Here is a 24,315-nt window from a genome sequence, read left to right as displayed (position 1 = left end):
AAGAATTAAAAGTTAGGAATCTTTAACGATGAGCGACAAGGTTAAAGTAACAATAGACGGAATAACGGTTGAGGTAGAGCCGGGGATCAGCATCCTGAATGCCGCAAGGCAGATCGGGGGCGACGTGGTGCCGCCGGCCATGTGCTATTATTCGAAACTGGAAGGAAGCGGTGGTAAATGCCGTACCTGTTTGGTGAAGGTAAGCAAAGGTTCTGAAAAAGACCCGCGCCCGATGCCGAAACTGGTGGCTTCCTGCCGCACGAATGTGATGGATGGCATGGAGGTACAGAACATTACCTCCCCGGAAGTGGTGGAAGCGCGCAAAGGCGTGGTGGAGATCCTGCTGATAAACCACCCGCTGGATTGCCCGATCTGCGACCAGGCGGGCGAATGTCACCTGCAGGACCTGGCTTTTGAACATGGTTCTGAAGCGACGCGTTACGAGTTTGAGCGGCGCACGTTCGACAGGATCGATATCGGCGACAAGATCCAGCTGCATATGACGCGCTGTATTTTGTGTTACCGTTGTGTATATACCGCCGACCAGATCACCAATAACCGTGTTCACGGGGTGCTGGGCCGGGGCGATGCTTCAGAGATCTCGACCTATATCGAGAAAGCGATCGACAACGATTTTTCGGGCAACGTGATAGACGTATGCCCTGTAGGCGCATTAACCGACCGTACGTTCCGGTTCAAAAACCGCGTTTGGTTTACCAAGCCGGTGGACGCACATCGCGATTGCCCTACCTGTTCCGGTAAGGTAACACTCTGGTATAAGGGGGCTGATGTGCTTCGCGTGACCGCCCGCAAGGACCAGTTCGGCGAGGCAGAAGAATTTATTTGCAATACCTGCCGCTTTGATACCAAGCAAACCGGCGACTGGGTGATCGAGGGGCCAAGGAACATTTCCAATAATTCGGTGATCTCCGCCAATCATTACGAAACACTCAGGCCATTGCCGGTGGTACAAAATAACGCATTGCTGCAGGAAGCTAACAAAGAACAATTCGAACGCGCAACTAAATTTTAATGAAACTGGCAATTGTTATAGACGGGTATTATTTTCTCGAGAAGTTCGGGCTGATCACAGTGATCTTTGCGCTGAGCCTCGTAGTAGCGATGTATTCTACCCTGGCTGAGCGGAAGATCGCGGGGTTTTTGCAGGACCGTGTGGGGCCGAACCGGGCCGGCTGGGGCGGTATGCTGCAGCCGCTGGCGGATGGGGTGAAGATGTTTTTAAAAGAAGAGATCATTCCGGCCGAGTCCAGCAAATTCCTGTTCATCGTAGGCCCCTCGCTGGCTATTCTGACAGCGTGTATCGGGAGCGCGGTGATCCCGTGGGGAGATACGATCGTTCTTTTCGGGAGGACCGTAGACCTGCAGGTTACCGATATCAACGTAGGCGTACTTTATATTTTCGGCGTGGTTTCGCTGGGTGTTTACGGCATCATGATCGGTGGCTGGGCTTCCAATAACAAGTACTCGCTAATGGGCGCGATCCGTGCCGCATCACAGAATATCAGCTATGAGATCGCTATGGGGCTCTCCATCATCGCTTTATTGATGATGACCGGGAGCCTTTCGCTCCGCGACATCACAAACCAGCAGCATGGTTTCTGGCACGAGGGTTGGTTCTCCTGGAATTTTTTCTCGCAGCCCCTGGGTTTCCTGATCTTCCTTGTCTGCGCTTTCGCGGAAACGAACCGTACGCCATTTGACCTTCCGGAATGTGAGACGGAACTGGTAGGCGGTTACCATACCGAGTACTCCTCGATGAAACTGGGTTTTTACCTGTTCTCGGAGTATATCAACATGTTCGTATCGTCGGCAGTGATGTCGACCCTATATTTTGGCGGTTACAATTACCCGGGGATGGACTGGGTGATGGAACATGCCGGCCCGACCTGGGGGCCACTGGTAGGTGTTGCGGCGTTGCTGGGTAAAATATTCTTCTTCATCTTCTTCTTCATGTGGGTACGCTGGACAGTTCCGCGTTTCCGTTATGACCAACTGATGAACCTGGGATGGAAAGTGCTCATCCCGCTTGCCATTGCCAATATTGTGGCGACCGGCCTATGGATGACCGTAAAGGCGACCTATTTTTAATTGACTGTTAACCCCTCCCCGGAGGATTGAAGTGTGGTTATGGAATCATTAACTAATAAAAAGAAAGTACTCGAACAAAAGCCGATGACCTTGCTGGAGCGTATGTACCTCCCGGCGATCGTTAAAGGCATGAGCATTACCTTTATGCACATGTTCAGGAAAAAGGAAACGGTTTTTTATCCTGAAGTGCAGCGCGAGTTCTCCGAAAACTGGAGGGGCATGCATTCGCTGAAAAGAGACGAGCAGGGTAGGGAGCGGTGTACCGCCTGCGGATTATGTGCTTTGTCATGCCCGGCAGAAGCCATCACGATGATCTCCGCAGAGCGGAAAAAAGGCGAGGAACACCTGTACCGCGAGGAGAAATATGCCGCGGTTTACGAGATCAACATGCTCCGTTGTATTTTCTGCGGATTGTGTGAAGAGGCCTGCCCGAAGGAAGCGATCTACCTCGATGGCCCGATCGTTCCCGCTGATTATCTCCGCAAGGATTTTATTTACGGAAAAGACAAGTTGGTAGAAAAGACAATAGAAGGCGTAAACGCATAAATCAAAAACCTGTTCAGAAATTGCGCTCAGAATGATACCTTTGCGCCGTTTGAACGGAGTTTAACCGGAAAATATTAATGGCTGTTTTTTATCTAGTAGCTTTCCTGTCCATATTTTTTTCACTGCTGGTGATCTTCTCCAAGAACCCGGTCCACAGTGTGATATACCTTATTATTACGTTTTTCACTTTCACCATTCACTATGTGCTGTTAAATGCGCAGTTCCTGGCGATCGTGAATTTTATCGTGTACATGGGGGCCATTATGGTACTGTTCTTATATGTACTGATGCTGCTGGACCTGAACGTTAACAGTGAGCCTGTAAAATCGTCGCTGATGAAGATCGCGGGGATCGTTGCCGGGATGTGCCTGCTGGTAACACTGGCGGGCGCGCTCAAAGGGTCGGGCTTTTTACCGGCCGGCGCACATGAGGAAGTAGTACAGCGACCAAATCTCGGCCTGGTGAAAAATCTCGGGCAGGTGTTGTTCCACGATTTCCTGCTGCCATTTGAAGTGTCTTCGCTGTTGCTGCTCTCGGCAATGGTCGGCGCTGTATTACTTGCTAAACGCGAACCCAGGGAAATATAATGCAAGATATCGTAAAAACCATACAGGGCGTTCCGCTGAATCACTACATCTTGCTGAGCGCCATCATTTTCTCGATCGGCGTTACGGGCGTACTCATCCGCAGGAATGCCATCGTGATCTTTATGTCGGTAGAACTGATGCTTAACGCCGTAAACCTGCTGTTAACCGCTTTTTCGGCTTTCAGCAATGATCCTGCGGGACAAGTATTTGTATTTTTTATCATGGCGCTGGCGGCAGCCGAAGTGGCGGTGGGGCTGGCGATCATCGTGATGATCTACCGCAACACCAATACCATCGATATCAACGTGATGAACCGGCTGAAATGGTAAGATCGATGATGATTTTAAACATAGAACGTTTTATGAGTATCCGTTTATTAAGTGATCTTGTCAACCCGGGTCTGCCGGAAACCGGTCAGGTAAGCTCCGGCAAGCTCAGCCTGACAGGAAATCAGCCGGTCAGTAATTTCGGGGTCGCCATAGCAAGTGGCAAGTATAACGTACCACAGAGATGATAGCGTTAGTCTGGTTAGTTCCTTTATTACCATTGATCGGGTTTTTGGTCAACGGCCTCGGCAGAAATGTTTTATCCAAAGGCGTCCTCGGTTTTATTGGCTCGGCAGTGGTGCTCGGATCGTTTATCATCAGTGTGCTGATCTTTAATGAGCTTCATTCATCGCCTCAGGCCGCACACGTCATCCCGCTGTTCGACTGGATCCAGGCCGGGAACTTTAAGGTTCCTTTCTCTTTCCAGGTCGATGGGCTTAGCGCCATCATGCTGCTGATCATTACCGGCATCGGGTTCCTTATTCATGTGTATTCCACCGGTTATATGCACTATGATGCAGGTTTCGCGAAGTTTTTCGCATACCTGAACCTTTTCATCTTTTTCATGCTGCTCCTGGTATTGGGCTCTAATTACGTAGTGATGTTTATCGGCTGGGAAGGTGTGGGCTTGTGCTCGTACCTGCTGATCGGGTTCTGGTTTACCAATTCCGCTTACGCATCGGCGGCAAAAAAAGCGTTTGTCATGAATCGTATCGGCGACCTTGGTTTCCTCATCGCGGTATTCCTCATTTTTACTACTTTCGGAAGCATCGAGTTTACAGAAGTATTCAGCAAAGCGGACGGTCCGGGAATAGGGGCGGGTATGCTGACACTCATTACCATCCTCCTTTTTGTCGGCGCAACCGGGAAATCGGCACAGGTGCCGTTGTTTACCTGGTTACCCGATGCGATGGCCGGCCCGACACCTGTTTCGGCGCTGATCCACGCCGCCACCATGGTTACTGCCGGGATCTATATGATCGCCCGCTCTAACATCTTATTTACGCTGGCTCCCTATACGCTGGATATCGTGGCCGTCATTGGGATCGTTACGGCGCTCCTGGCTGCCGCGATCGCCATCACACAAACGGATATTAAGAAAGTACTGGCCTACTCTACCGTTTCTCAGCTGGGTTATATGTTCCTGGGTTTAGGCGTCGGCGCCTTTACCGGTTCATTCTTTCACGTTATTACGCACGCCTTTTTCAAGGCCCTGTTATTCCTTGGCGCCGGATCGGTGATCCACGGCATGAGCAACGAGCAGGATATGCGGTTAATGGGCGGGCTCAGATCGAAACTGCCTGTTACCTTCTGGACCATGCTTGCCGGCACCATCGCGATAGCCGGATTGCCGCCGTTTTCCGGGTTCTTTTCAAAGGACGAGATCCTGGCCCATGCTTACGAGCATAATAAACTGCTGTGGGTGTTAGGGGTGATCGGCGCCATGCTTACCTCATTTTATATGTTCCGCATGTTGTTCCTCACTTTCAGCGGGAAATTCAGGGGAACGCACGAGCAGGAACACCACGCGCACGAATCACCGTCGTCTATGACGATCCCGCTGGTCATCCTGGCCATTCTTTCGGTTGCCGGCGGTTTATTGAATGTTCCCGAAGCGCTTGGAGGCAGCCAATGGTTGCATGAGTTTTTAAGTCCCGTGTTCGCGGCAAGCACCGCTTCGGCAGCGCATGGCGAACCTATGGATCATGCCACGGAGTTTATGCTGATGGCGATCTCCGTAGGCGGTGCGCTGGTATCGCTGGTGATCGCTTATTTCCGCTACGGTAAAAGCGGCCATGTACCCGCACCGGATTTCGGGCCCCGCAGTTTCTTCGCGAAGCTTTCCTACCATAAGTTCTACATCGACGAGTTTTATGACGCCCTTATCCGCAAACCGCTGGACGCGGTCTCCGGCTTCCTGTTCAGCGTAGTCGACAAAACGGGCATCGACGGTTTGGTGAACGGCCTCGGAAAAGGTACCGTTGAAACCAGCAAGGGCCTTCGCTTATTGCAAACCGGGAATATCGGATTCTATATTTTCATGATGGTGATCGGAATCCTGGCCATCCTGGTGTACAGTTTTATCAAGATATAATGGAACTATTGCTTCTCATACTTTTACCGTTAACAGGAGCCATCCTCATGCCATTCCTGGGCAAATCGCTGGTGGCGAAAACCGTGGCGCTGGTATGGTCGCTGCTTTCACTGGCTGTTACCGCACGCATGGTTTGTTGTTTCAACCCGGATGTAATTACCCCTCAGTTCGGCTTCGATTACTGGTGGATCTACCCGATGGGTATAAAGTTTAAGGCTGGGGTCGACGGTATCAGCCTGCTGATGGTGTTGCTTACCAACTTCCTCGTGCCGGTTATTATCCTGGCCACTTTTAAGCATACCTATAAAAACGCAGCTGCATTTTATGCGCTCATCCTGTTCATGCAGAGCGGCATGCTGGTAGTTTTCACGGCCCTTGATGCGTTCCTGTTTTACGTGGGATGGGAAGCCGCACTGATCCCGATCTATTTTATCTGCGCACTTTGGGGAGGAGAGAACCGCATCCGCGTAAATCTTAAGTTCTTTATTTATACCATGGCTGGGAGCTTGCTGATGCTGATCGCCATTATCTACCTGGCGATGCAAACCCCGGGAAAGATGTACGATATCGACGCGATCTACGCGCTCGATCTGGATCCGCAAACACAAGGGTGGATCTTTTGGGCTTTCTTCGTGGCATTTGCCATCAAGATGCCGGTGTTCCCTTTCCATACCTGGCAGCCGGATACGTACAGCTCCGCACCCACGGCCGGCACTATGCTGCTTTCTGGCATCATGCTTAAGATGGGCGTATACGGGGTGATCAGGTGGCTTATCCCGGTGGCGCCGCTCGGTTTTGCACATTGGGGACAAACAGCCATCGTGCTTTCCATTATCGGGATCGTTTACGCTTCCCTTATCGCCTTCACCCAAAAGAACAGCAAGCGGCTGATCGCTTACTCTTCCATCGCGCACGTCGGCCTTATTTCCGCGGGTATTTTCGCCTGGAACGTACAGGGCCTGCAGGGTGCGATGATCCAGATGCTGAGCCACGGGATCAATGTGATCGGTTTGTTCTTTGTATGCGATATTATCCTGGACCGTTTAAACACCGACAAGCTTGAAGACCTTGGCGGGATTGCCAAAAACGCGCCTAAGTTTGCCATCGCCTTTTTCGTGGTGCTGATGGGCTCCGTTGCGCTTCCGGGCACGAACGGCTTTATCGGTGAGTTTTTACTGCTGATGGGCGTGTACCAATACAACCTTTACGCGGGAATTATCGCGGGGTTAACCATCATTTTCGGGGCAGTATATATGTTGCGCATGTTCCAGAAGATGATGCTGGGCGTAAGCAACGAACGGACACTGGTATTTAAAGACATCAGCGGATCGGAGTACGCGGTTTTTGTGCTGATCGGGATCCTTGTGATCGGGATCGGTGTGTACCCGAAACCATTAATGCACCTTTCGGAGGCCGCAATTACTAACCTGGTAAATGTGGTGAATACAAAGATACAGGTCGTCAGATTTTAAAGAATGAATGCGTTAATCACAATATCTGTTTTGGCGGTGCTGGTGCTGTACCTTGGTTTGTATAAAGCAAACAAGGCGCTGTTGCCTGTTACCCTGCTTGGCCTGGCGGTGGCATTATTTTTTACCATCAACCACTGGAACGTGTTTACCGGGCCCACGTTTAACGACATGATGAGCTACGACAATTTCGCTGTGGCTTTTTCGGGGATCACCATCACTTCCACCATGCTCATCCTGCTGCTTTCAAAAGGGTATTTCGAAAAGATCAGCGATCACGTAGCCGAGTATTACAGCATCATTCTCTTTTCCCTGGCGGGGATACTGGTAATGGTTTCCTACCATAATATGACCATGTTGTTTATCGGCATCGAGATCATGTCGGTAAGCCTGTACATACTTGCGGGCATTCGCAAGCAGGATTTCGCCTCCAACGAAGCTGCGCTTAAGTACTTCCTCATGGGCGCGTTCTCTACCGGCTTCCTGTTGTTTGGTGTGGCCCTGATCTACGGTGCTGCCCATTCCTTCGATCTCGAGGCCATCAAAATGCACCTCGAAACAAACCTGCAGACAGGTCAGGCTATTTCGCCGCTGTTTTATACCGGCGTGGTGTTAATGGCGGTAGGCATGGCATTTAAAGTGGGAGCGGCGCCGTTTCACTTCTGGACACCCGATGTTTACGAGGGTTCGCCTTCTCTTATTACCGCATTTATGAGCACCGTGGTTAAAACAGCCGGCTTCGCGGCGTTCCTGCGGTTGTTCGCTACCTGCTTTTACCCGCTGCACGACTTCTGGATGCCGGTGATCCTGGTCATTACCATCATTACCCTGTTCGCCGGGAATATCACGGCGTTGTACCAGAACAACTTTAAGCGGATGCTTGCCTGGTCGAGCATCTCGCATGCGGGTTACATGCTTTTTGCCATCGTTTCGCTTGGCAGCGAAGCAAGCTACGGCGTTTTTGTATATGCTATTGCGTATTCTGCGGCTTCCATCATCGCTTTTGCGGGCCTGGTGCTGATGCAGGCAAATACCGGTTCCGACTCGTTCGACAGCTTTAACGGCCTGGGTCGTAAAAATCCGTTTCTCGCCTTTACGCTCACGGTGGCGATGCTATCGCTGGCCGGTATCCCGCTTACCGCCGGGTTTATTGGTAAGTTTATTATGTTCTCTAACGCACTGTCGTCCATGCATACCTGGCTGGTGGTGCTTGCGGTAATAAATGCGGTGATCAGTATCTTCTATTATTTCCGTGTGATCGTGGCCATGTATTTTAAAGACGCAGAACGTGCTGAATTGGAGATTCCGCTTAATTTTAAAGTGGTACTGGCTATTTCGGTGGTTGCCACCATCCTGATCGGGATCTGGCCCGCTTTCCTTCCCAACGTGATTTAAACCTGCAGGATGTACCGGCTTCTTAGCACCCGCTATATCGTTGCCGGGCTGAGCTTGTCGAAGCTTATCGTATTAACCCCGACAAGCCCGGGATGACAAGGTTTCGGTAATCTTCCGTCCGGGTACCGCTGTAAGCATTTTATTCGTAGATTTACCAGTATAAATGATGCAAGATATCTGGAATTACCTCCAGCAAGTTATCGACCCCGAGAGGTTGCTCAGGGAAGGCGGATTCTACCTGCTCCTGTTCGTGGTATTTGCAGAAACAGGTTTATTCTTCGGCTTCTTCCTCCCGGGCGACTACCTCCTATTCCTTGCCGGAATGTTTAGCGCCACCGGGAAGCTCAACATATCCATCACGATACTCATCGTTTGCCTTATCGTGGCAGCTGTGACCGGGAATTTCGTAGGATATTGGTTTGGCAGGCGGACCGGCCCGCTGTTGTACCAGCGTAAAGATTCCTTTTTCTTTAAAAAGAAGTACCTGATTGCCGCCGAAGAATATTACCATAAACAGGGTGCGGTTGCGTTGATCCTGGGAAGGTTCATCCCGATCGTCCGCACTTTTGCGCCTATTTTCGCGGGAGTGGTGCAACTCGACTTTAAAAAATTTGCATTTTATAATATTACCGGGGCCATTCTGTGGATTTCATCCTTAACTTTGCTGGGTTTCTTACTTGGCCGGAGATTTGAGAAGGAAATAGACGATTACCTGCTGTATATTATCTTTGGATTTATAGCGATAACCGCCGTTCCGCTCATCCTGGCCTTTTTTAAAAAAAGAGCAACCGGCAACATAACAAAAGATAGCTAAAGCGAAATTAAACATGAGTAAAAATCACCCGTGGCACGACCTCTCAGCTGGCAGCGATATTCCTTCGTCGGTTAATGCCGTCATAGAGATCCCCAAAGGTTCGAAAGCTAAATACGAAATCGACAAGGAAACCGGCCTGTTAAAGCTGGACCGGGTACTATTCTCTTCCGTAATGTATCCGGCTAACTACGGATTTATCCCCAGAACATACTGCGACGATCATGACCCGCTGGATATCCTGGTGCTTTGCTCCGTAGACGTGTATCCTTTATCCATTATCGAGGCGAAAGTGGTGGGCGTCATGCACATGGTCGACAACGGCGAGCAGGATGACAAGATCATCGCCGTGGCCGCGCATGACATGTCTGTCAACTATATCAACGATCTCGAAGAATTGCCTCCGCACTTTATGAAGGAGATCGTGAGGTTTTTCCAGGACTATAAAGCACTTGAGCATAAGAACGTAACCATCGAGCACCTGATGGGTAAACGCTATGCGTACAAAGTGATTATGGAAAGCCTCGAGCTTTACCAAACGACATTTATTAACACAGAAGATGGCAGAAAGTAGTTTACTTCTCCCGGGACTTCTCACTTTTTTCCTTGTATTTCTGAACGGGTTTTTCGTGGCGGCGGAGTTTGCTATCGTAAAGGTTCGCGGCTCGCAGATCGAGATCAAGGCCAAATCGGGAAGCCGGGTTGCTAAAGTAGCGAAGCATATCACTCATCATTTGGATGGCTACCTGGCAGCTACGCAGTTAGGTATCACCATCGCCTCCCTGGGCCTCGGTTTCGTTGGCGAGGAGGTGATGGAGCACGTGGTGGCCAACATTTTCGGGCTGTTTAACGTCGAGATTACCGAAGGCCTGGTTCAGAATATCGCTACAGGTCTTGCCTTCGCCATTATTACCGTATTGCATATCGTATTCGGTGAACTGGCGCCTAAATCGCTGGCCATCCAGCGGCCTGTGGCCATCACCATGGGAATTTCGCTGCCGCTCCAGCTTTTTTATGTAGTGTTCAAGCCTTTTATCTGGTTAATGAACACACTGGCGAACCTGGTGCTTAAGCTGTTCGGCATCAAGTCGATCGACGGTCACGAAGCACACCATAGCTCCGAAGAGCTGCAGTACCTGCTCGACCAGGGTAAGGAAAGCGGCGCCCTCGATACCACCGAACATGAGCTTATTAAGAACGTGTTTGATTTCAATGAGCGTGTGGTTAAAAATATCATGGTCCCCAGGACCAAGATCTCCGGTGTGGAAATCAATACCACCGCAGCCGAATTACTGGACCTGCTGGTAAAGGAGGGTTATTCGCGCGTGCCGGTGTACGATGAAACCATCGACAAGATTGTTGGGATCGTACACGCGAAGGATATCTTACCCCTGCTGGTATCCAACAAAGAGCTGGTGCTGAAAGAGATCATCCGCACACCATACTTCGTTCCGGAGACCAAACGGATCAACGACCTGCTTAACGAGCTGCAGCTTAAACGGATCCAGATCGCCATTGTGCTCGACGAATTTGGCGGTACCGCAGGCATGGTTACGCTGGAAGACATCGTTGAAGAGATTGTTGGCGAGATCCAGGATGAGTACGACGAGGAGAAGCCGATCGTAGAGCGCTCCTCCGAGAACGAGTTCATCGTAAACGCTTCCTCGAGCATTTACGACATTAACGAGTACTTGCCGCACGACCTGCCGGAAGACGGCGACTACGACACGCTTTCAGGCCTGATCAGTGATATCTTCGGCAAAATCCCTGACGTGGGTGAACGAAAAAGCTTCTATGGCTATATCTTCACCGTGCTGAAAAAGACCGAACAGAACATCGAAGCGGTAAAGCTGGAGCTCATCATCAACAAAGAAGACGTCGAAGACCTTCGGTAAAGCGCTATGCATATTTTCTACACACCCGGCGTACAGATGCGGCAGCCCGGGGATGCCTATATTCTCAATGAAGAAGAAAGCAAACATGCAGTACGCGTGCTTCGTTTAGCGGCGGGCGACGAAGTTTTCCTTGCCGACGGTGAAGGGGGCTGGTATACGGCACAGATCGACCGGCCGGAACCTAAGGCTACTGTATTGAAATTGTTAAGCGTGCAGCGCTCCTTTGAGAAAAGAAATCATTATCTTCATATTGCAGTGGCGCCAACCAAGAATATCGAGCGGTTGGAGTGGTTCCTGGAGAAAGCGACGGAGATCGGGATCGATGAGATCACTCCCCTGATCTGCGATCGCTCGGAACGGCGGGAGGTAAAAACGCAGCGCCTGCTTAAAGTGATCATATCGGCAATGAAACAATCCTTAAAAGCCTATCTTCCTAAACTGAACGAGCCGGTTAAATTCGGTAGTTTCGTGGCGGCCGGCCGCGAAGGACAGTCGTTTATAGCACATTGTATGGATACCCAACGGTTGGTACTCCGGGAACAAGTAAGGCCGAACGGAAGGTACACGGTGCTGATCGGGCCTGAAGGAGATTTTTCCGTTGCCGAGGTACAGAAAGCCGCCCTTGCCGGGTACCTGCCCATCTCACTTGGAAATAGCCGCCTGCGGACCGAAACCGCTGCGCTCGAAGCTTGTTTTGAAATTAACTACCTTAACAGATCATGAAACGCCTGGCTACCCTGGTATTGCTTTTCTCCTTATTCGGATTTCAACCGCCTTCCTATAAGATGGCAAAGGTAAAGTACAACGGCGGCGGCGACTGGTACGGCGACCGCACCGCATTACCTAACCTGATTAAGTATTGCAATAAGAATCTCGGCACAAATTTCGACTCCGAAGAATCCATCGTAGAGGCCGGAAGTACGGAGATATTCAACTACCCGTTCATCTTTTTAACGGGACATGGAAACATCATCTTCTCAGACCAGGAGGCGGCAAACGTCCGGAAATACCTGACCGCCGGCGGTTTCCTGCATATCGATGATAATTACGGGCTCGATAAGTTTATCAGGCCGCAGATGAAAAAGGTTTTCCCTGAGCTCGAGTTCGTGGAACTGCCGCCGGATCACCCGCTGTATAACCAAAAATATAAGTTTAACGGCCTGCCGAAGATCCACGAGCATGACGGCAAGCGGCCACAAGGCTTTGCACTGATATTTAAAGGGCGCGTGGTGTGCTTTTATTCTTTTGAATGCGATCTTGGAAACGGATGGGAAGACCTGGGCACTTATAGCGGTGATACGGAAGAAACGCGGCAGAAGGCCCTGAAAATGGGTGCTAACCTCGTGCAATACGCCATGACGCAATAGCAGCATGTACAAGGTAACGGTAAATCAGCAGGAAACATTCGAAGTCGCGTTCTTACGCGCACAGGTGTCGGTAAATGGCGGAGAATCTGCCACCAGCCTCAGTAAGGTCGGGCCGTCTTCCTACCATATCTTATCCGGCAATAAGTCGTACCTGGCCGAAGTACTGGAGTTCTGTCCGAAGGAGATGCGTTGCACTGTGCGGATTAACGGGAATAATTACGAGATGTCTATAAAGGACCGTTTTAGTGAATTGCTGCTTCGCCTTGGAATCGACATCGCCAGCGCCCCCAGGGTAAGCGAAATAAAGGCGCCGATGCCAGGACTCGTATTGCAGGTGTTTGTAAAGGAGGGGGATGTGATTTCCGCCGGTGATAATCTCTTCACGCTGGAAGCGATGAAGATGGAAAACATTATCAAATCGCCCGTAAGCGCAACCGTCAGATCTGTAAAGATGGCATTGGGCGATAAAGTAGAAAAAAACCAGGTACTGGTCGCCTTCCTTTAATACCGGGAATAACGCGTAACACAACAAAAAGCCCGTCCTGGTATAAACCTGACGGGCTTTTTATTAAGTATTGTGCGTTACAGCCAGTTATTTCGCTTTTTGCATTGCCTTTGATTTCGGTTGTTTAAACTGCGGCTTTCCTTTAGAGCTGATCTCGGAGGCGCCGATCCTGTCCATCGCACAGCGGAAACCGATCTCTGCGCTGCTTTCATCCTGTTGCAGGAAGCGGCGTGTGGCAGGGTTGAGCCAATAAGCACGGTCGTTCCATGAACCACCTTTATATACCCTAGATCGATCGTTAACCAGGGTGGTGATCCCATAAAGCTGGTTATTCACGGTGTCGAGGTGCCCTCTGAAGTCGTTGTTGTACGCTTTCCCGGCAATGCCCGGGGCAGGCTGCGCAGTAGTAGCAGCAGGCGTAGTCGCTGCGGCCGGAACGTTACCCGCACTGTCGGGCGTGGTGGCGTTTATTTCGCTCCATTTCTGTTTCTTGCCGGATGGCGCCGCATCCTTGATCGGGCGGCCATATTTGTCTTTGGCGTACTGGAAGTTGTCTTTATCTGCAAGCCGTTTATTTACGTAAACGTTACCACGGAAAGGGTTAAAGTCTTCAAAATCCTCGAACGATAGCTTTCGGTAAACATCGGCCACCCACTCGTTCACATTGCCCGCCATGTTGTATAAGCCGAAATCATTTGGCATAAACTCTCTCACCGAAGCGGTGAATTCGGCTTTATCATTCAGGAAACCACCCACACCCATGTTATCACCACCTGAACGTTTAAAGTTGGCGAGGATCATCCCCTGCGTTTTCTTTTTGGGTGAACGTACGCCGAGGCCATTCCATGGATAGATCTTGCCGTCGGCGATGTTTTCATATTCGGTATTACCGGCGAGGGCAAGCGCAGCGTATTCCCATTCGGCTTCCGTGGGCAGGCGGTACGCTTGTTTAAGTACGCCGTCTTCCATACGGATTGGCCGCACAGGTTTAGCGCCGGCGGTGCCGCCCGTGTTGCTTGAGTTCGGGTTCAGGTCTTTTGGCAGCTTTTTGCCGTCCTGCTCGCGGATCTGTCCGTTAAGATAGATATCGGTATTGAAAGGCTCCTTGGCACCGGCATTCACCACGGTGGTTCCGCTTGGCGCTCCGCCACCTGCCATTTCCTTATAGGTCTTCATAAATCCGCGGCTGCGAAGGATCTCTTCGTTTACGCGGTCGGTACGCCATTCAGAATAGTCGTTAGCCTGCTCCCAGGTAACGCCTACTACAGGATAATCCTGGAATCCCGGGTGACGGAGGTAATTGTTCACGTACGGCTCATTATAAGAGAGCGGGCGTCTCCATACCAGCGTATCCGGGAGGGCATTGTAATAATATTCTTTATCCTGGGGGAAATTATTCTTGATCCAATACAGGTATTCGAGCCAATCTACGTTAGAGACTTCTGTTTCGTCCATGTAAAAGGAGGCGATGGTCACTTTCCTGCGCAGGTTATCGTATTCGTAAGTGAGGTCCTGGTTTAAGCTTCCGCCCATCACATAGGTACCGCCCTCTATCGTAATAAGGCCCGGTCCTGGTCCCGGCTTTATTTTATTGCTGGATGGCTGGAATCCGCCGTTATACTTATTGTTGTACGACATACCGGTTTTCGAAGAGCTGCCTTTCCTGGGCGCTACACCTTTTTTACAGCCTGCGAACCCGATGCCTAATGCCAAAAATCCTGCAGTAAATAGTATCGATATCCTTTTCATCTAGTTGTAAAGCATTAATTTGCTAAGTTAAGAAATTGAATCCACATATCCACCCGGGGGCGATCTGGTATAATTCCGTAAATTGCGCCGGAATGATACCATAGATCGTCGAAACCCGTTAGGTAGCTATTGATTCTACGTATGAACGTATAAAAAGGTTGAAAGGTATGCGCCAATAATGATTTTTTTTCTGAGAAGAACATGGAATATGTGCGGCGAGTCAAATTAATTATTTGACGAAAAAAGATAAGATATTTTCAATAATATTGTGAGACATAATGGGGATATTCTGCGGAACGGAACGTTTTTTGCGCTAAGCTTCCAGCATTTGCCCTAATCAGGACTGTATGAGTTTTAAAAGGTTGCCGCTCCGTTTCTTTTTCGAGGTGTTGTTTTCAATCTCCGGGGCTGCTGCGTATGGACAGGTAGGCGGTGGTGGCACTACAACCGATGGCCGGGAAGGTACCCGGATCATCAATACCGGTGTTCCGTTTCTGTTAATTGCTCCCGATGCGCGTTCAGGCGCCATGGGCGATGTGGGCGTGGCCCTCTCGGCCGATGCGAATTCAGTTCACTGGAACCCCTCCAAGCTGGCGTTTATGGAGAATAAGAACGGGGTTTCCCTTTCCTATAGCCCATGGCTGCAGAAATTGGTGCCGGATATCAGCTTATCTTATTTCTCTGCTTACCACCGGCTCGACGACCGCAACACCGTGGGCATGTCACTGCGCTTTTTCTCGCTTGGCCAGATCCAGCTGATCGACGTTAACCGCAACGACCTGGGTACCTATAGCCCAAGCGAACTGGCGCTCGACGGCACCTTCGCCAGGAAGTTCGGGGAGAATTTCTCCCTGGGAACGGCTTTCAGGTTCATCTACTCCAACTTGTCGAACGGGCAATTCTCCAGCGGGCAGGATACCAAGGCCGGCACCGCACTCGCTGCTGATATTTCCGGGTATTACCGCAAGGGTACCGTGCTGTTTGGCAAAGATGCACGCATCAGCACCGGGCTGAACATTTCTAATATCGGTAACAAGATCAGCTATGTAGAAAATGGCAATAAAGTGTTCCTGCCAACGAATTTTAAACTGGGGGGGGCTGCCACGATCTACCCCGATGCCATGAATGAGCTTACCTTTGCACTCGACCTGAATAAACTGCTTGTTCCCTCGCCGCCGGTTTACGGGCTGGACGCCAATAACCAGGTCTATATCGTGCAGGGACGCGACCCTTCAAGCCTGTCTGTCCCCGCTGCTATTTTCAGCTCTTTCGGCGATGCCCCGGGTGGTCTTAAAGAGGAACTGCAGGAGATCAGCTATTCGGCCGGCCTCGAATATTGGTACAATAAGCAATTCGCCGTCAGGTCTGGTTACTTTTATGAGAACCCTGATAAGGGCGACCGCCAATACCTGACTCTCGGCGCGGGTTTGCGGTATAACGTATTTAACCTCGATTTTGCCTACACGGTGGCGAGCCAGAAGAATAGTCCCCTGGCCAATACGCTGCGCTTCTCCCTCGTATTTAACTTCAAAACCAAACAGGAAGGCCGTTGAAAATAAGAGTCGGTTTTGGTTTCGATGTGCACCAGCTTAAAGAAGGCCACCCGTTTATCATGGGCGGTGTAAAACTGGAACATGCTTCGGGCGCATACGGCCATTCGGATGCCGATGTGCTTGTGCACGCAATCTGCGATGCCTTGCTTGGGGCTGCCAACCTGCGCGATATCGGTTACCATTTCCCGAATACAGACGACCGATGGAAAGGGATCAGCAGCCTTATCCTGCTGCAGGAATGCATCAGTTTACTCGCACAAAAAGGATGGACGGTAGGGAATATCGATGCCATGATCTGCCTGGAAGCGCCGAAACTAAACCCGCATGTTCCTGCCATGAAACAAAACATCGCGAAAGCGGCAGGAATTGATGAAGACGATATTTCGATAAAGGCCACCACTAACGAAAAGATGGGTTTTATCGGGCGTGAAGAGGGGGTGGTAGCTTATGCGGTATGCCTGATCCAAAAGACGCTAACTAACGCCTATTAGCGTTCCGGGGTTTCAATCCCCGAAAAATCAACCCCGCATTTGCAATTTCCGCCACATCCCTTGCCGGAAGGCTTCAGGCTTTTTACGATCATGCGGCCCAGGTAAAACAGCGCCGCCGCGAAAATAAGGAAAACGATAATGAGCTGGTAGTTCATGGAATACAAATCTAGTTATTAACGCGGTTTTAGGAAACAAATTGTTGGTAGCAGCCAGTTATCGGCGTTAGCTCGCTTTCTTTAAGGCTACACCCGAAACTGACCACCGACCCCTAAGTTTCAAAAATAAACCGTACCTTTGCGCCAAATTTAGAAGGCATTTCATGCAGAAGATTCGGAATATCGCAATTATTGCGCACGTTGACCACGGTAAAACCACATTGGTTGATAAAATTTTACATAGCTGTGCCATTTTCAGGGACAACCAGGAAACAGGCGAGCTTATATTAGATAATAACGACCTTGAGCGTGAACGCGGGATCACCATCGTATCCAAGAATGTTTCGGTACGCTATAAAGATGTTAAGATCAACATCATAGATACACCGGGCCACGCCGACTTTGGCGGTGAAGTGGAACGTGTACTGAAGATGGCCGACGGCGTGCTGCTGCTTTGCGACGCTTTTGAAGGCGCTATGCCTCAAACGCGCTTCGTAACCCAGAAAGCGCTGGCACTTGGCTTGAAGCCGATCGTGGTGGTGAATAAGGTCGATAAGGAGAACTGCCGCCCGGAAGAAGTGTACGAACAGATCTTCGAGCTGTTCTTTAACCTCGAAGCGACAGAAGACCAGCTGGATTTCCCGGTGATCTACGGTTCTTCGAAACAAGGCTGGATGAGCACCGACTGGAAACAACCTACTACCGATATTTTCCCGCTGATGGATACCATCCTGGCCACTATCCCTCCCGCGCCGGTATCGGAAGGCACCCTGCAGATGCAGATCACGTCGCTGGATTACTCCTCGTTCGTGGGCCGTATTGCCGTAGGCCGCGTGGCCCGTGGCACCATCCGCGAAAATATGCCGGTATCGCTGGTAAAACGCGACGGTACCATCCAGAAATCGAGGATCAAGGAACTTTATACTTTCGAGGGGCTTGGAAAGGTACGTGCATCTGAGGTAAGCTCAGGAGATATCTGTGCCGTGGTAGGTATCGAAGGCTTCGATATCGGCGATACCATCGCTGATTTTGACAAACCGGAACAGCTGGCGGTCATCAAAATTGATGAGCCGACCATGAACATGCTGTTCACCATTAATACGTCCCCGTTCTTTGGTAAAGAGGGAAAGTTTGTGACTTCGCGTCACTTACGCGACCGCTTGTACAAGGAAACAGAGAAAAACCTCGCGTTGAAGGTCGTAGAAACCGAATCGCCGGATTCTTACCTGGTGTACGGTCGAGGCATCCTGCATTTGTCGGTACTGATCGAAACTATGCGTCGCGAAGGTTACGAGCTGCAGGTGGGTCAGCCGCAGGTAATTATCAAGGAGATCGACGGCGTGAAATGTGAACCGGTAGAAACCCTGATCGTAGACGTACCGGGTGATGTTGCCGGGAAGGTGATCGAGCTGGTAACCGCACGCAAAGGCGACCTGCTGGTAATGGAGCCTAAAGGCGATCTGCAGCACCTGGAGTTTGATATCCCGGCCCGCGGCATTATCGGCCTGCGCAATAACGTGCTTACCGCCACTGGCGGCGAAGCCATCATGGCACATCGTTTTAAAGCGTACGAACCGTGGAAGGGTACGATTCCCGGCCGCCTGAACGGGGTATTGGTATCGATGGATTCTGGTAAAACTACCGCCTTCGCGATCGATAAGCTGCAGGACCGCGGCAGGTTCCACGTTGAACCTGGCGTGGATATTTATGAAGGACAGATACTCGGCGAACACATCCGTGATAACGACCTGGTGATCAACCTCACCAAAGGCAAGCAGTTAACCAACATGCGCGCTTCGGGAAGTGATACCAACGTGCGTATTGCGCCGGCTATCAAGTTCTCGCTGGAAGAAGCCATGGAGTACATCCAGGCCGACGAATATATCGAAATCACCCCTGTGGCAATGCGCCTGCGTAAGATCTACCTGAATGAGAACGAAAGGAAGATCAACGCGAAGAGGTTCCAGTCGCAATAGGAGATAAAGTTTTTTAGGGAATAGAAACAGGCAATTACCTGTACTCTATTCCCTGTTTTCTACCTTTACCCTTCCATGATCCAGCAAACCAAGGTCGAAGGCGTAGTCGTTTTATTTCACCCGGAGGGTCCGGTTGTTGATAACATACGGTCCTATGCAGGTGAGCTGAACCGCCTGTACGTGGTGGATAACTCCCCGCACCCCGATGAGGCGATAGTGGCGTCGCTGCGGGATTTCCCCAACTGTAAATACCTGCATAACGGATCGAACGACGGCATCGCGGCTGCGTTAAATGCTGCCGCAAGGTTTGCCTTGGACAACAGGGCCGCCTGGCTGCTCACCATGGACCAGGACAGCCGGTTTGAAACCGGTGCTTTCATAAAATTGCTTGATTTTACCTTAAGGCAGGACCCGGTTGCTACCGGCCTGGTATCACCTTTTCACCATACAAAGATCTCCGTCGAGCCCGTTGCGGAAGTAGATGAGGTGCTGACGATCATGACCTCCGGTAACCTGGTAAGCCTGTACGCGTGGGAAAGGACGGGGGGGTATGATGAACGTTACTTTATCGACGCCGTAGACTGGGATTATTGCCTGCGCCTCAACACCGGGAAATTCAAGGTGCTGCGATATAACCGGGCGCACCTGCAGCATAATCTCGGCAATGCATCGCCGCATACTTCCGTTACCGGTAAACAGGTAACGGCGCTGAATTACAATAAGACCAGGCGCTATTATATTACCCGTAACAAGCTGATCATCATCTCCAGGTACCTGCGCCGCTACCCGAAGTTTTGCTACGCGGTGTTCAAAAGCCTTTTCCGCGACCTGCGGCATGTGCTTTTTTACGAAAACATGAAGGCGGGCAAACTGCAGTATATGTTAAAGGGGTTGCTACACTACCTATGGGGTCGTACCGGCCGGTTAAAAGCATAGCGCTTCAGGTTTATCTTCTATCTTTGCTTTAGAAAATTGCACCCATGACTTTTAGAGAAAAGCTAAGCTACGAGATCGGTTACATGGCCAGGCTGGCAAAAACTCCTTCGCGTTTAGCACAATACCTTGCTTCCAAATTTCATACACGGATCGGCTCGTTCGGCCGGCTAAAGCCGCTTTATAAGGAGAAAAAAGGACTCGAGATCGGCGGACCCAGTCCCATTTTTGGCGCAAAGGGATACATTCCGCTTTACCCGCTGGCGAAGCAGATCGATGGGAGCAACTTCAGCAACAACACCGTGTGGGAAAATACCATCCAGGAAGGCATGACCTATCGTACCGGTGATCACGCGATCGGTCACCAATATATCCTGGATGCCATCGACCTGGCACCAATCGCATCGGCTTCATATGATTTTATCTTGTCGAGCCATAGCCTCGAACACATCGCTAATCCCCTTAAGGCGTTGAAAGAATGGCTGCGGGTACTCAAACCAGGCGGTTCCATTACCATGATCCTGCCAGATTCGCGGTATACCTTCGATCATAAACGGCCCATAACCCGTTTCGAACACCTGCTGGAAGATTACCGGAACAATACCGGCGAAGATGATCTTACCCACCTCGAGGAGATCTGCGCCCTGCACGACTTTACGCGCGATGCCGGCGTGAAAGACCAGGCCGGGTTTAGAGAACGCTCGCTGCATAATATCGATAACCGTTGTTTACACCAGCATGTATATGACCTGGCGCTGCTGCGGCGGATCTTCGCTTACCTGGAGCTGAAAGTAGTGTTAACCGACGCTTCTTTCCCGCATCACCTCACGATCGTTGGGGTGAAAAATTAATCCTGTCAGGACGCAGCACGCACTCCCAGGTATTTATCCACGAACCTGTTAATATCTACCGAGATCTTCAGGAAATAAATCGCCGGGCCATACAGTAAGGTGATCAGCGCGCAGCGAAGGAATCCGTTTAAGAACCAATTCATCTGATCGCCGGGGACGCAATAGATCGCCAGGTAATAAATCACCACACCAACCAAAATGGCCAGCGGACTTTTGTAGGTAAACGGCTGCATGTTAAAAACCAGCAGTACAAAGAGGTACCTGCCTAAATTAAAGATCGCCATCGCGATGGCATATGCGATGGCCGCGCCGGTGATCCCGTATATGGGGATCAGGAGTATATTAAGTACAATGGTAATGCCTACCAACAACACGTAAAAGTAGGAGTCATACTTGAAATATTTCGACGTACCGATCACGATGGCATTGATTCCTGTAGCCGAGTCGATAAAACAGCCGATACCGATAAAAAAAACCACGTACTTGCCGGCACTGTATTCCGGACCGAGGAATTTAAACACATGATCGATGTTCGCCCAGATCAGGAGAAACAGGAACAGGACGCTGATCAGCTGGTTGATACAGCTTTTTGCATACAGCTCGCTGATCTTTGGCCGGTCTTCGCTCTTCCATGCTTCTGCAACGATCGTGAAAGCGATATTGCTAAGCGCGCGCGAGGGAACACCGATCACATTGGCCATAAAGAACGCGATAACGTAAACCCCGGTTTCCGAGAGCCCGTATTCCTTATTGACAAAGTAGGTGTCTACGTTCTGCAGCAGCAATGGCGCATAACCGGTGATCATGGCAAACACGGAGATCCCAACGAGTTTTTTGACCATTTCCGGCTGAAGGAATTTAAAGTTGGGAGCCAGGTGAAACTGGTTGTCGCGGATCAGCTTGTGCATTAGCAATATCGTTGGGAGAATGTTTGCCACCAGCCACAAGACCATAAATACGTCGAAATCGATCAGCTTAAAATAGATAAGGAAGAAAGGTACCAGCACCAGCAACCGCTTTACGAACTCGCTTAGCACCGTGCCCGTAATTACGTTAAATAACATGCGGGCGTACAGGTTAAACACATTGAAGAACAGCGTAAAGAAAGTTAGCGGCACGAGGTACCAGTAGTACCGGCTAATGAGGGTAGACCGTTGTGACTTTTGGCTTATGATCTCTTCTTTAAAGATCCAGGCGAGCAGCACAAAAATCGTCATTCCCACCATGGCCACCATACACGATAGGAATAGGTATCCATGGTGTTTATTTTCTTCACTTCTGAAATACGGAAAGTAGCGCACGGTACCGTTAAACCCAAGTGAAGCGAATTGCGCGAACATGAGCGAATAAGGGCCTAATAAACCGATTAACCCCACTTCCTCGGTAGAAATGGCGTGCGGCTGTACCAGGAAAGTGGTAATAAACCCAACAAAAATGCCCAGGTACGAGTAAATAGAACCTTTAATGGTTTGTTGCTGGATGATCCCCATTCACGTAAAGTTACAGGTGGCAAACATAAAAAAATATAACCTGTTAAACCGCGTACCGGTTTTTTAACGAAAAGATGCATCTTTACTGGCTAATAGGTTGGAAATGCAGAAGCACTTGATTTCTGGCTGGTATGGCCCTGGTATCCGCTAACATCGTGTGAGGCGCCGGTGGAAGAGCTTGAGGTTAAGCCTGATACCACGATCGACGGCCGACACGGGCGTCTGCGGGAAGGCGTTACCTCCGCCGAAATCAATTTATCGTACAACGCAACGCTCTAAGTACGATCCTGTATCTTTGACGCAATGTCAACGAATATGATCAGTTCGGATCTTAAATCCGCTTACGACAATTTTTACGAGGCCAGCGACTATAAATGGCGCATGCTAAGCGCGAAGTTTAAGGCGCAGCATATTGTCGATATTTGTAAAGGCCGGCAATTTACCCGGGTGCTGGAAGTGGGGGCCGGCGATGGAAGTATTCTTCATTTTCTCGACGCATGGCATTTTGCCCCCGAGCTTCACGCGCTGGAAATTTCCGAAAGCGGGGTAACGGCCATCCGTTCGCGGAATCTGGCCAGTGTTAAATCGGTAGGTATCTTCGATGGTTATGCCATCCCTTTCGGGGATGACGAATTTGACCTGGTGATCTTGTCGCACGTGCTGGAACACGTTGAATTTGAGCGCCTGTTGCTGCGTGAGATCAAACGTGTATCGAAATTCCAGGTGATCGAGGTTCCGAAGGACTATCGTTTCGGGGTTGATAAACGAATGAAGCATTTTCTTGATTATGGGCATATCAACATGTATACGCCCTCGTCGCTTCGTTTCCTGCTGCAGTCTGAAGGACTGGAGATCCTCGGCGGCCAGGTTTCGATGATCTCTCCGGAGGTGACCAAATTTAACACTTTCGTAAACCAGAAAAAGCCGAAGAGCCTGGCCAGGGCGTTGCGCATCAACCTGGAATATCGCCTCAAAAAAATGCTTTCGGCGCTTGCCGGCCAAAAGAAGCAGGAAGACCTTGCCAACGCTTATACCGTACTTACCCAAAAAATGAAAGATTTCCGGATCCTTAGTACATGAAGACCCTCGCCCCGATTGCGCTTTTTGTGTATAACAGGCCGGAGCATACCCGGCGTACACTCAGGTTCCTGGCGATGAACCAACTGGCCGTCGAATCGCGCCTGTTTATTTTTTCTGATGGCGCCAAAAACGGGGGCGACGAGGATAGGGTGAACGAGGTGCGCGCGCTGGCGCGTGGTGCGGAAGGCTTCAGGTCCGTGGAGCTGATAGAGCGCCCTAAAAACTTTGGCCTTGCCGAGTCGATCATCCATGGCGTCACCGAACTGGTGAAGAAGTATGGTAAGATCATTGTCTTTGAAGACGATCTTGTTTCGTCGCCTTACACACTCCGGTATTTTAATGATGCGCTTGAACTGTACAAGGATACCGGGAAGGTAATGCACATCGCGGCTTATATGTATCCCTTAAAAGCTGCAGGCCTGCCGGAAACGTTCTTTTACCGCGCCGCCTCGAGCTGGGGTTGGGCTACCTGGGAGCGGGCCTGGAACCACTTTGAGCCTGATATCGGGAAGCTTGTTGCCCGGTTCGATAATGAGCGTATTAAACGTTTCTCCATAGATGGCACGATGAATTTCTGGAAACAGGTGCAGGAGTTTCGTAACCGCAGGAACAATTCCTGGGCCATTCGCTGGTATGCCTCGGTTTTCCTGGCGGGAGGCCTTACGCTTAACCCGGCAAAATCGCTCATAAACAACATCGGCCACGATGGCACCGGCGTACATTCGGGCGTTAATGATATCTACCAGGTAACGGTCAGCGAGGCACCGGTTACCAGCTTTCCCACCGTTATCGCCGAGCACCCGGAAGCCTATGCCGCCATCAAATCCTTCCTGCGGACGCGGAAGGGAAGCCTGTGGGACAGGGCGGTAAGGTTTTTGAGGGAGAAAATGGTACGGGCGGGACGTTAGGCGCAGAATAGGAACGTACAACGT

Annotated in this window: 24 protein-coding genes; 21 read left to right on the top strand and 3 right to left on the bottom strand. The window is 50.4% G+C overall.

Annotated elements, in window-relative coordinates:
• The first annotated feature begins 28 nt into the window (after nucleotides 1-28).
• The 14 genes from GS398_RS19610 (at nucleotide 29) to GS398_RS22595 (ending at nucleotide 13,105) form a co-directional block, all read left to right on the top strand.
• A complete protein-coding gene (locus GS398_RS19610) occupies nucleotides 29-1,033 on the top strand; it encodes an NADH-quinone oxidoreductase subunit G (protein ID WP_160908516.1) in 1,005 nt (334 codons plus the stop codon).
• A 17-nt stretch (nucleotides 1,034-1,050) separates the two neighbouring features.
• On the top strand, nucleotides 1,051-2,109 hold the full coding sequence (gene nuoH, locus GS398_RS19605) for an NADH-quinone oxidoreductase subunit NuoH (RefSeq protein ID WP_160908718.1): 1,059 nt from the start codon (nucleotides 1,051-1,053) through the stop codon (nucleotides 2,107-2,109).
• Nucleotides 2,110-2,148: 39 nt separating this feature from the next.
• Nucleotides 2,149-2,655 carry a NuoI/complex I 23 kDa subunit family protein gene (locus tag GS398_RS19600; protein WP_160908515.1) on the top strand — a complete coding sequence of 169 codons (507 nt, stop codon included), beginning with the start codon at nucleotides 2,149-2,151 and terminating at the stop codon, nucleotides 2,653-2,655.
• A 77-nt stretch (nucleotides 2,656-2,732) separates the two neighbouring features.
• Nucleotides 2,733-3,242, top strand: coding sequence for an NADH-quinone oxidoreductase subunit J family protein (locus tag GS398_RS19595; RefSeq protein WP_202406145.1), 510 nt, complete (start codon nucleotides 2,733-2,735; stop codon nucleotides 3,240-3,242).
• The gene (gene nuoK, locus GS398_RS19590; protein WP_160908514.1) at nucleotides 3,242-3,571 is read left to right on the top strand and encodes an NADH-quinone oxidoreductase subunit NuoK; all 330 of its coding nucleotides are present in this window, start codon (nucleotides 3,242-3,244) and stop codon (nucleotides 3,569-3,571) included. The genes GS398_RS19595 and nuoK overlap by 1 nt, the downstream gene beginning before the upstream one ends.
• A 181-nt stretch (nucleotides 3,572-3,752) precedes the next feature.
• Nucleotides 3,753-5,663 (top strand): NADH-quinone oxidoreductase subunit L, encoded by a 1,911-nt coding sequence (nuoL, locus tag GS398_RS19585; protein ID WP_160908513.1) that lies wholly within the window; start codon nucleotides 3,753-3,755, stop codon nucleotides 5,661-5,663.
• Complete coding sequence (locus GS398_RS19580) at nucleotides 5,663-7,135, top strand: complex I subunit 4 family protein (RefSeq protein WP_202406144.1); 1,473 nt, start codon at nucleotides 5,663-5,665, stop codon at nucleotides 7,133-7,135. Before nuoL ends, GS398_RS19580 begins: the two co-directional genes overlap by 1 nt.
• 3 nt (nucleotides 7,136-7,138) lie before the next feature.
• On the top strand, nucleotides 7,139-8,527 hold the full coding sequence (locus GS398_RS19575) for an NADH-quinone oxidoreductase subunit N (RefSeq protein ID WP_160908512.1): 1,389 nt from the start codon (nucleotides 7,139-7,141) through the stop codon (nucleotides 8,525-8,527).
• Nucleotides 8,528-8,693: 166 nt separating this feature from the next.
• Nucleotides 8,694-9,341 (top strand): DedA family protein, encoded by a 648-nt coding sequence (locus GS398_RS19570; protein ID WP_160908715.1) that lies wholly within the window; start codon nucleotides 8,694-8,696, stop codon nucleotides 9,339-9,341.
• A gap of 13 nt (nucleotides 9,342-9,354) precedes the next feature.
• The gene (locus GS398_RS19565) at nucleotides 9,355-9,912 is read left to right on the top strand and encodes an inorganic diphosphatase (protein ID WP_160908511.1); all 558 of its coding nucleotides are present in this window, start codon (nucleotides 9,355-9,357) and stop codon (nucleotides 9,910-9,912) included.
• Nucleotides 9,899-11,233 carry a hemolysin family protein gene (locus tag GS398_RS19560; protein WP_160908510.1) on the top strand — a complete coding sequence of 445 codons (1,335 nt, stop codon included), beginning with the start codon at nucleotides 9,899-9,901 and terminating at the stop codon, nucleotides 11,231-11,233. The genes GS398_RS19565 and GS398_RS19560 overlap by 14 nt, the downstream gene beginning before the upstream one ends.
• Before the next feature lie 6 nt (nucleotides 11,234-11,239).
• A complete protein-coding gene (locus GS398_RS19555; protein WP_160908509.1) occupies nucleotides 11,240-11,956 on the top strand; it encodes a 16S rRNA (uracil(1498)-N(3))-methyltransferase in 717 nt (238 codons plus the stop codon).
• A complete protein-coding gene (locus GS398_RS19550) occupies nucleotides 11,953-12,600 on the top strand; it encodes a DUF4159 domain-containing protein (protein ID WP_160908508.1) in 648 nt (215 codons plus the stop codon). Before GS398_RS19555 ends, GS398_RS19550 begins: the two co-directional genes overlap by 4 nt.
• Nucleotides 12,601-12,604: 4 nt before the next feature.
• On the top strand, nucleotides 12,605-13,105 hold the full coding sequence (locus GS398_RS22595) for an acyl-CoA carboxylase biotin carboxyl carrier protein subunit (RefSeq protein ID WP_160908507.1): 501 nt from the start codon (nucleotides 12,605-12,607) through the stop codon (nucleotides 13,103-13,105).
• 87 nt (nucleotides 13,106-13,192) lie between these two features.
• On the opposite strand, the gene GS398_RS19540 is transcribed toward GS398_RS22595, so the two are convergent.
• The gene (locus GS398_RS19540) at nucleotides 13,193-14,854 is read right to left on the bottom strand and encodes an SUMF1/EgtB/PvdO family nonheme iron enzyme (RefSeq protein ID WP_160908506.1); all 1,662 of its coding nucleotides are present in this window, start codon (nucleotides 14,852-14,854) and stop codon (nucleotides 13,193-13,195) included.
• 347 nt (nucleotides 14,855-15,201) lie between these two features.
• Here GS398_RS19540 and porV point away from each other — a divergent pair, with 347 nt between their 5' ends.
• Nucleotides 15,202-16,407, top strand: a complete 1,206-nt coding sequence (gene porV, locus GS398_RS19535) for a type IX secretion system outer membrane channel protein PorV (protein ID WP_160908505.1) — start codon at nucleotides 15,202-15,204, stop codon at nucleotides 16,405-16,407.
• Entirely contained in the window at nucleotides 16,404-16,898 is a 495-nt protein-coding gene (ispF, locus tag GS398_RS19530; RefSeq protein ID WP_160908504.1) for a 2-C-methyl-D-erythritol 2,4-cyclodiphosphate synthase, read from the top strand. Before porV ends, ispF begins: the two co-directional genes overlap by 4 nt.
• Here the strand turns inward: ispF and GS398_RS19525 are convergent.
• A complete protein-coding gene (locus tag GS398_RS19525; RefSeq protein ID WP_160908503.1) occupies nucleotides 16,895-17,053 on the bottom strand; it encodes a FeoB-associated Cys-rich membrane protein in 159 nt (52 codons plus the stop codon). The two genes, ispF and GS398_RS19525, sit on opposite strands and share 4 nt — an antisense overlap.
• 164 nt (nucleotides 17,054-17,217) lie before the next feature.
• Between GS398_RS19525 and typA the strand changes: the two genes are divergently transcribed.
• From typA to GS398_RS22350, 3 genes are all read left to right on the top strand, one after another.
• Nucleotides 17,218-19,029 (top strand): translational GTPase TypA, encoded by a 1,812-nt coding sequence (gene typA, locus GS398_RS19520; RefSeq protein ID WP_160908502.1) that lies wholly within the window; start codon nucleotides 17,218-17,220, stop codon nucleotides 19,027-19,029.
• 75 nt (nucleotides 19,030-19,104) lie between these two features.
• Entirely contained in the window at nucleotides 19,105-19,965 is an 861-nt protein-coding gene (locus GS398_RS19515) for a glycosyltransferase (protein WP_160908501.1), read from the top strand.
• Between the two features lie 44 nt (nucleotides 19,966-20,009).
• Nucleotides 20,010-20,813 (top strand): class I SAM-dependent methyltransferase, encoded by an 804-nt coding sequence (locus GS398_RS22350; RefSeq protein ID WP_202406143.1) that lies wholly within the window; start codon nucleotides 20,010-20,012, stop codon nucleotides 20,811-20,813.
• Between the two features lie 5 nt (nucleotides 20,814-20,818).
• Here the strand turns inward: GS398_RS22350 and GS398_RS19505 are convergent, their stop codons facing one another.
• Nucleotides 20,819-22,303 (bottom strand): lipopolysaccharide biosynthesis protein, encoded by a 1,485-nt coding sequence (locus GS398_RS19505; RefSeq protein ID WP_160908500.1) that lies wholly within the window; start codon nucleotides 22,301-22,303, stop codon nucleotides 20,819-20,821.
• Nucleotides 22,304-22,606: 303 nt separating this feature from the next.
• On the opposite strand from GS398_RS19505, the gene GS398_RS19500 reads away from it, so the two are divergent.
• Nucleotides 22,607-23,383 (top strand): class I SAM-dependent methyltransferase, encoded by a 777-nt coding sequence (locus GS398_RS19500; protein ID WP_237488259.1) that lies wholly within the window; start codon nucleotides 22,607-22,609, stop codon nucleotides 23,381-23,383.
• Nucleotides 23,380-24,291, top strand: coding sequence for a sugar transferase (locus tag GS398_RS19495; protein WP_160908499.1), 912 nt, complete (start codon nucleotides 23,380-23,382; stop codon nucleotides 24,289-24,291). The genes GS398_RS19500 and GS398_RS19495 overlap by 4 nt, the downstream gene beginning before the upstream one ends.
• The last annotated feature ends 24 nt before the right edge of the window (nucleotides 24,292-24,315 follow it).

It is taken from the genome of Hufsiella ginkgonis (genome assembly GCF_009834915.1).
GTDB classification, from domain to species: domain Bacteria; phylum Bacteroidota; class Bacteroidia; order Sphingobacteriales; family Sphingobacteriaceae; genus Hufsiella; species Hufsiella ginkgonis.
Note: the sequence above shows the minus strand (reverse complement) of the source record. Positions and strands in the feature narration are given on the sequence as shown.

What these genes read in the sequence shown, in the direction of transcription:
- GS398_RS19610 (WP_160908516.1), top strand. Translation starts at nt 29, where the DNA reads ATGAGCGACAAGGTTAAAGTAACAATAGACGGAATAACGGTTGAGGTA.
- GS398_RS19600 (WP_160908515.1), top strand. Translation starts at nt 2,149, where the DNA reads ATGGAATCATTAACTAATAAAAAGAAAGTACTCGAACAAAAGCCGATG.
- GS398_RS19595 (WP_202406145.1), top strand. Translation starts at nt 2,733, where the DNA reads ATGGCTGTTTTTTATCTAGTAGCTTTCCTGTCCATATTTTTTTCACTG.
- nuoK (WP_160908514.1), top strand. Translation starts at nt 3,242, where the DNA reads ATGCAAGATATCGTAAAAACCATACAGGGCGTTCCGCTGAATCACTAC.
- nuoL (WP_160908513.1), top strand. Translation starts at nt 3,753, where the DNA reads ATGATAGCGTTAGTCTGGTTAGTTCCTTTATTACCATTGATCGGGTTT.
- GS398_RS19580 (WP_202406144.1), top strand. Translation starts at nt 5,663, where the DNA reads ATGGAACTATTGCTTCTCATACTTTTACCGTTAACAGGAGCCATCCTC.
- GS398_RS19575 (WP_160908512.1), top strand. Translation starts at nt 7,139, where the DNA reads ATGAATGCGTTAATCACAATATCTGTTTTGGCGGTGCTGGTGCTGTAC.
- GS398_RS19570 (WP_160908715.1), top strand. Translation starts at nt 8,694, where the DNA reads ATGCAAGATATCTGGAATTACCTCCAGCAAGTTATCGACCCCGAGAGG.
- GS398_RS19565 (WP_160908511.1), top strand. Translation starts at nt 9,355, where the DNA reads ATGAGTAAAAATCACCCGTGGCACGACCTCTCAGCTGGCAGCGATATT.
- GS398_RS19560 (WP_160908510.1), top strand. Translation starts at nt 9,899, where the DNA reads ATGGCAGAAAGTAGTTTACTTCTCCCGGGACTTCTCACTTTTTTCCTT.
- GS398_RS19555 (WP_160908509.1), top strand. Translation starts at nt 11,240, where the DNA reads ATGCATATTTTCTACACACCCGGCGTACAGATGCGGCAGCCCGGGGAT.
- GS398_RS19550 (WP_160908508.1), top strand. Translation starts at nt 11,953, where the DNA reads ATGAAACGCCTGGCTACCCTGGTATTGCTTTTCTCCTTATTCGGATTT.
- GS398_RS22595 (WP_160908507.1), top strand. Translation starts at nt 12,605, where the DNA reads ATGTACAAGGTAACGGTAAATCAGCAGGAAACATTCGAAGTCGCGTTC.
- GS398_RS19540 (WP_160908506.1), bottom strand. Translation starts at nt 14,854, where the DNA reads ATGAAAAGGATATCGATACTATTTACTGCAGGATTTTTGGCATTAGGC.
- porV (WP_160908505.1), top strand. Translation starts at nt 15,202, where the DNA reads ATGAGTTTTAAAAGGTTGCCGCTCCGTTTCTTTTTCGAGGTGTTGTTT.
- GS398_RS19525 (WP_160908503.1), bottom strand. Translation starts at nt 17,053, where the DNA reads ATGAACTACCAGCTCATTATCGTTTTCCTTATTTTCGCGGCGGCGCTG.
- typA (WP_160908502.1), top strand. Translation starts at nt 17,218, where the DNA reads ATGCAGAAGATTCGGAATATCGCAATTATTGCGCACGTTGACCACGGT.
- GS398_RS19515 (WP_160908501.1), top strand. Translation starts at nt 19,105, where the DNA reads ATGATCCAGCAAACCAAGGTCGAAGGCGTAGTCGTTTTATTTCACCCG.
- GS398_RS22350 (WP_202406143.1), top strand. Translation starts at nt 20,010, where the DNA reads ATGACTTTTAGAGAAAAGCTAAGCTACGAGATCGGTTACATGGCCAGG.
- GS398_RS19505 (WP_160908500.1), bottom strand. Translation starts at nt 22,303, where the DNA reads ATGGGGATCATCCAGCAACAAACCATTAAAGGTTCTATTTACTCGTAC.
- GS398_RS19500 (WP_237488259.1), top strand. Translation starts at nt 22,607, where the DNA reads ATGTCAACGAATATGATCAGTTCGGATCTTAAATCCGCTTACGACAAT.
- GS398_RS19495 (WP_160908499.1), top strand. Translation starts at nt 23,380, where the DNA reads ATGAAGACCCTCGCCCCGATTGCGCTTTTTGTGTATAACAGGCCGGAG.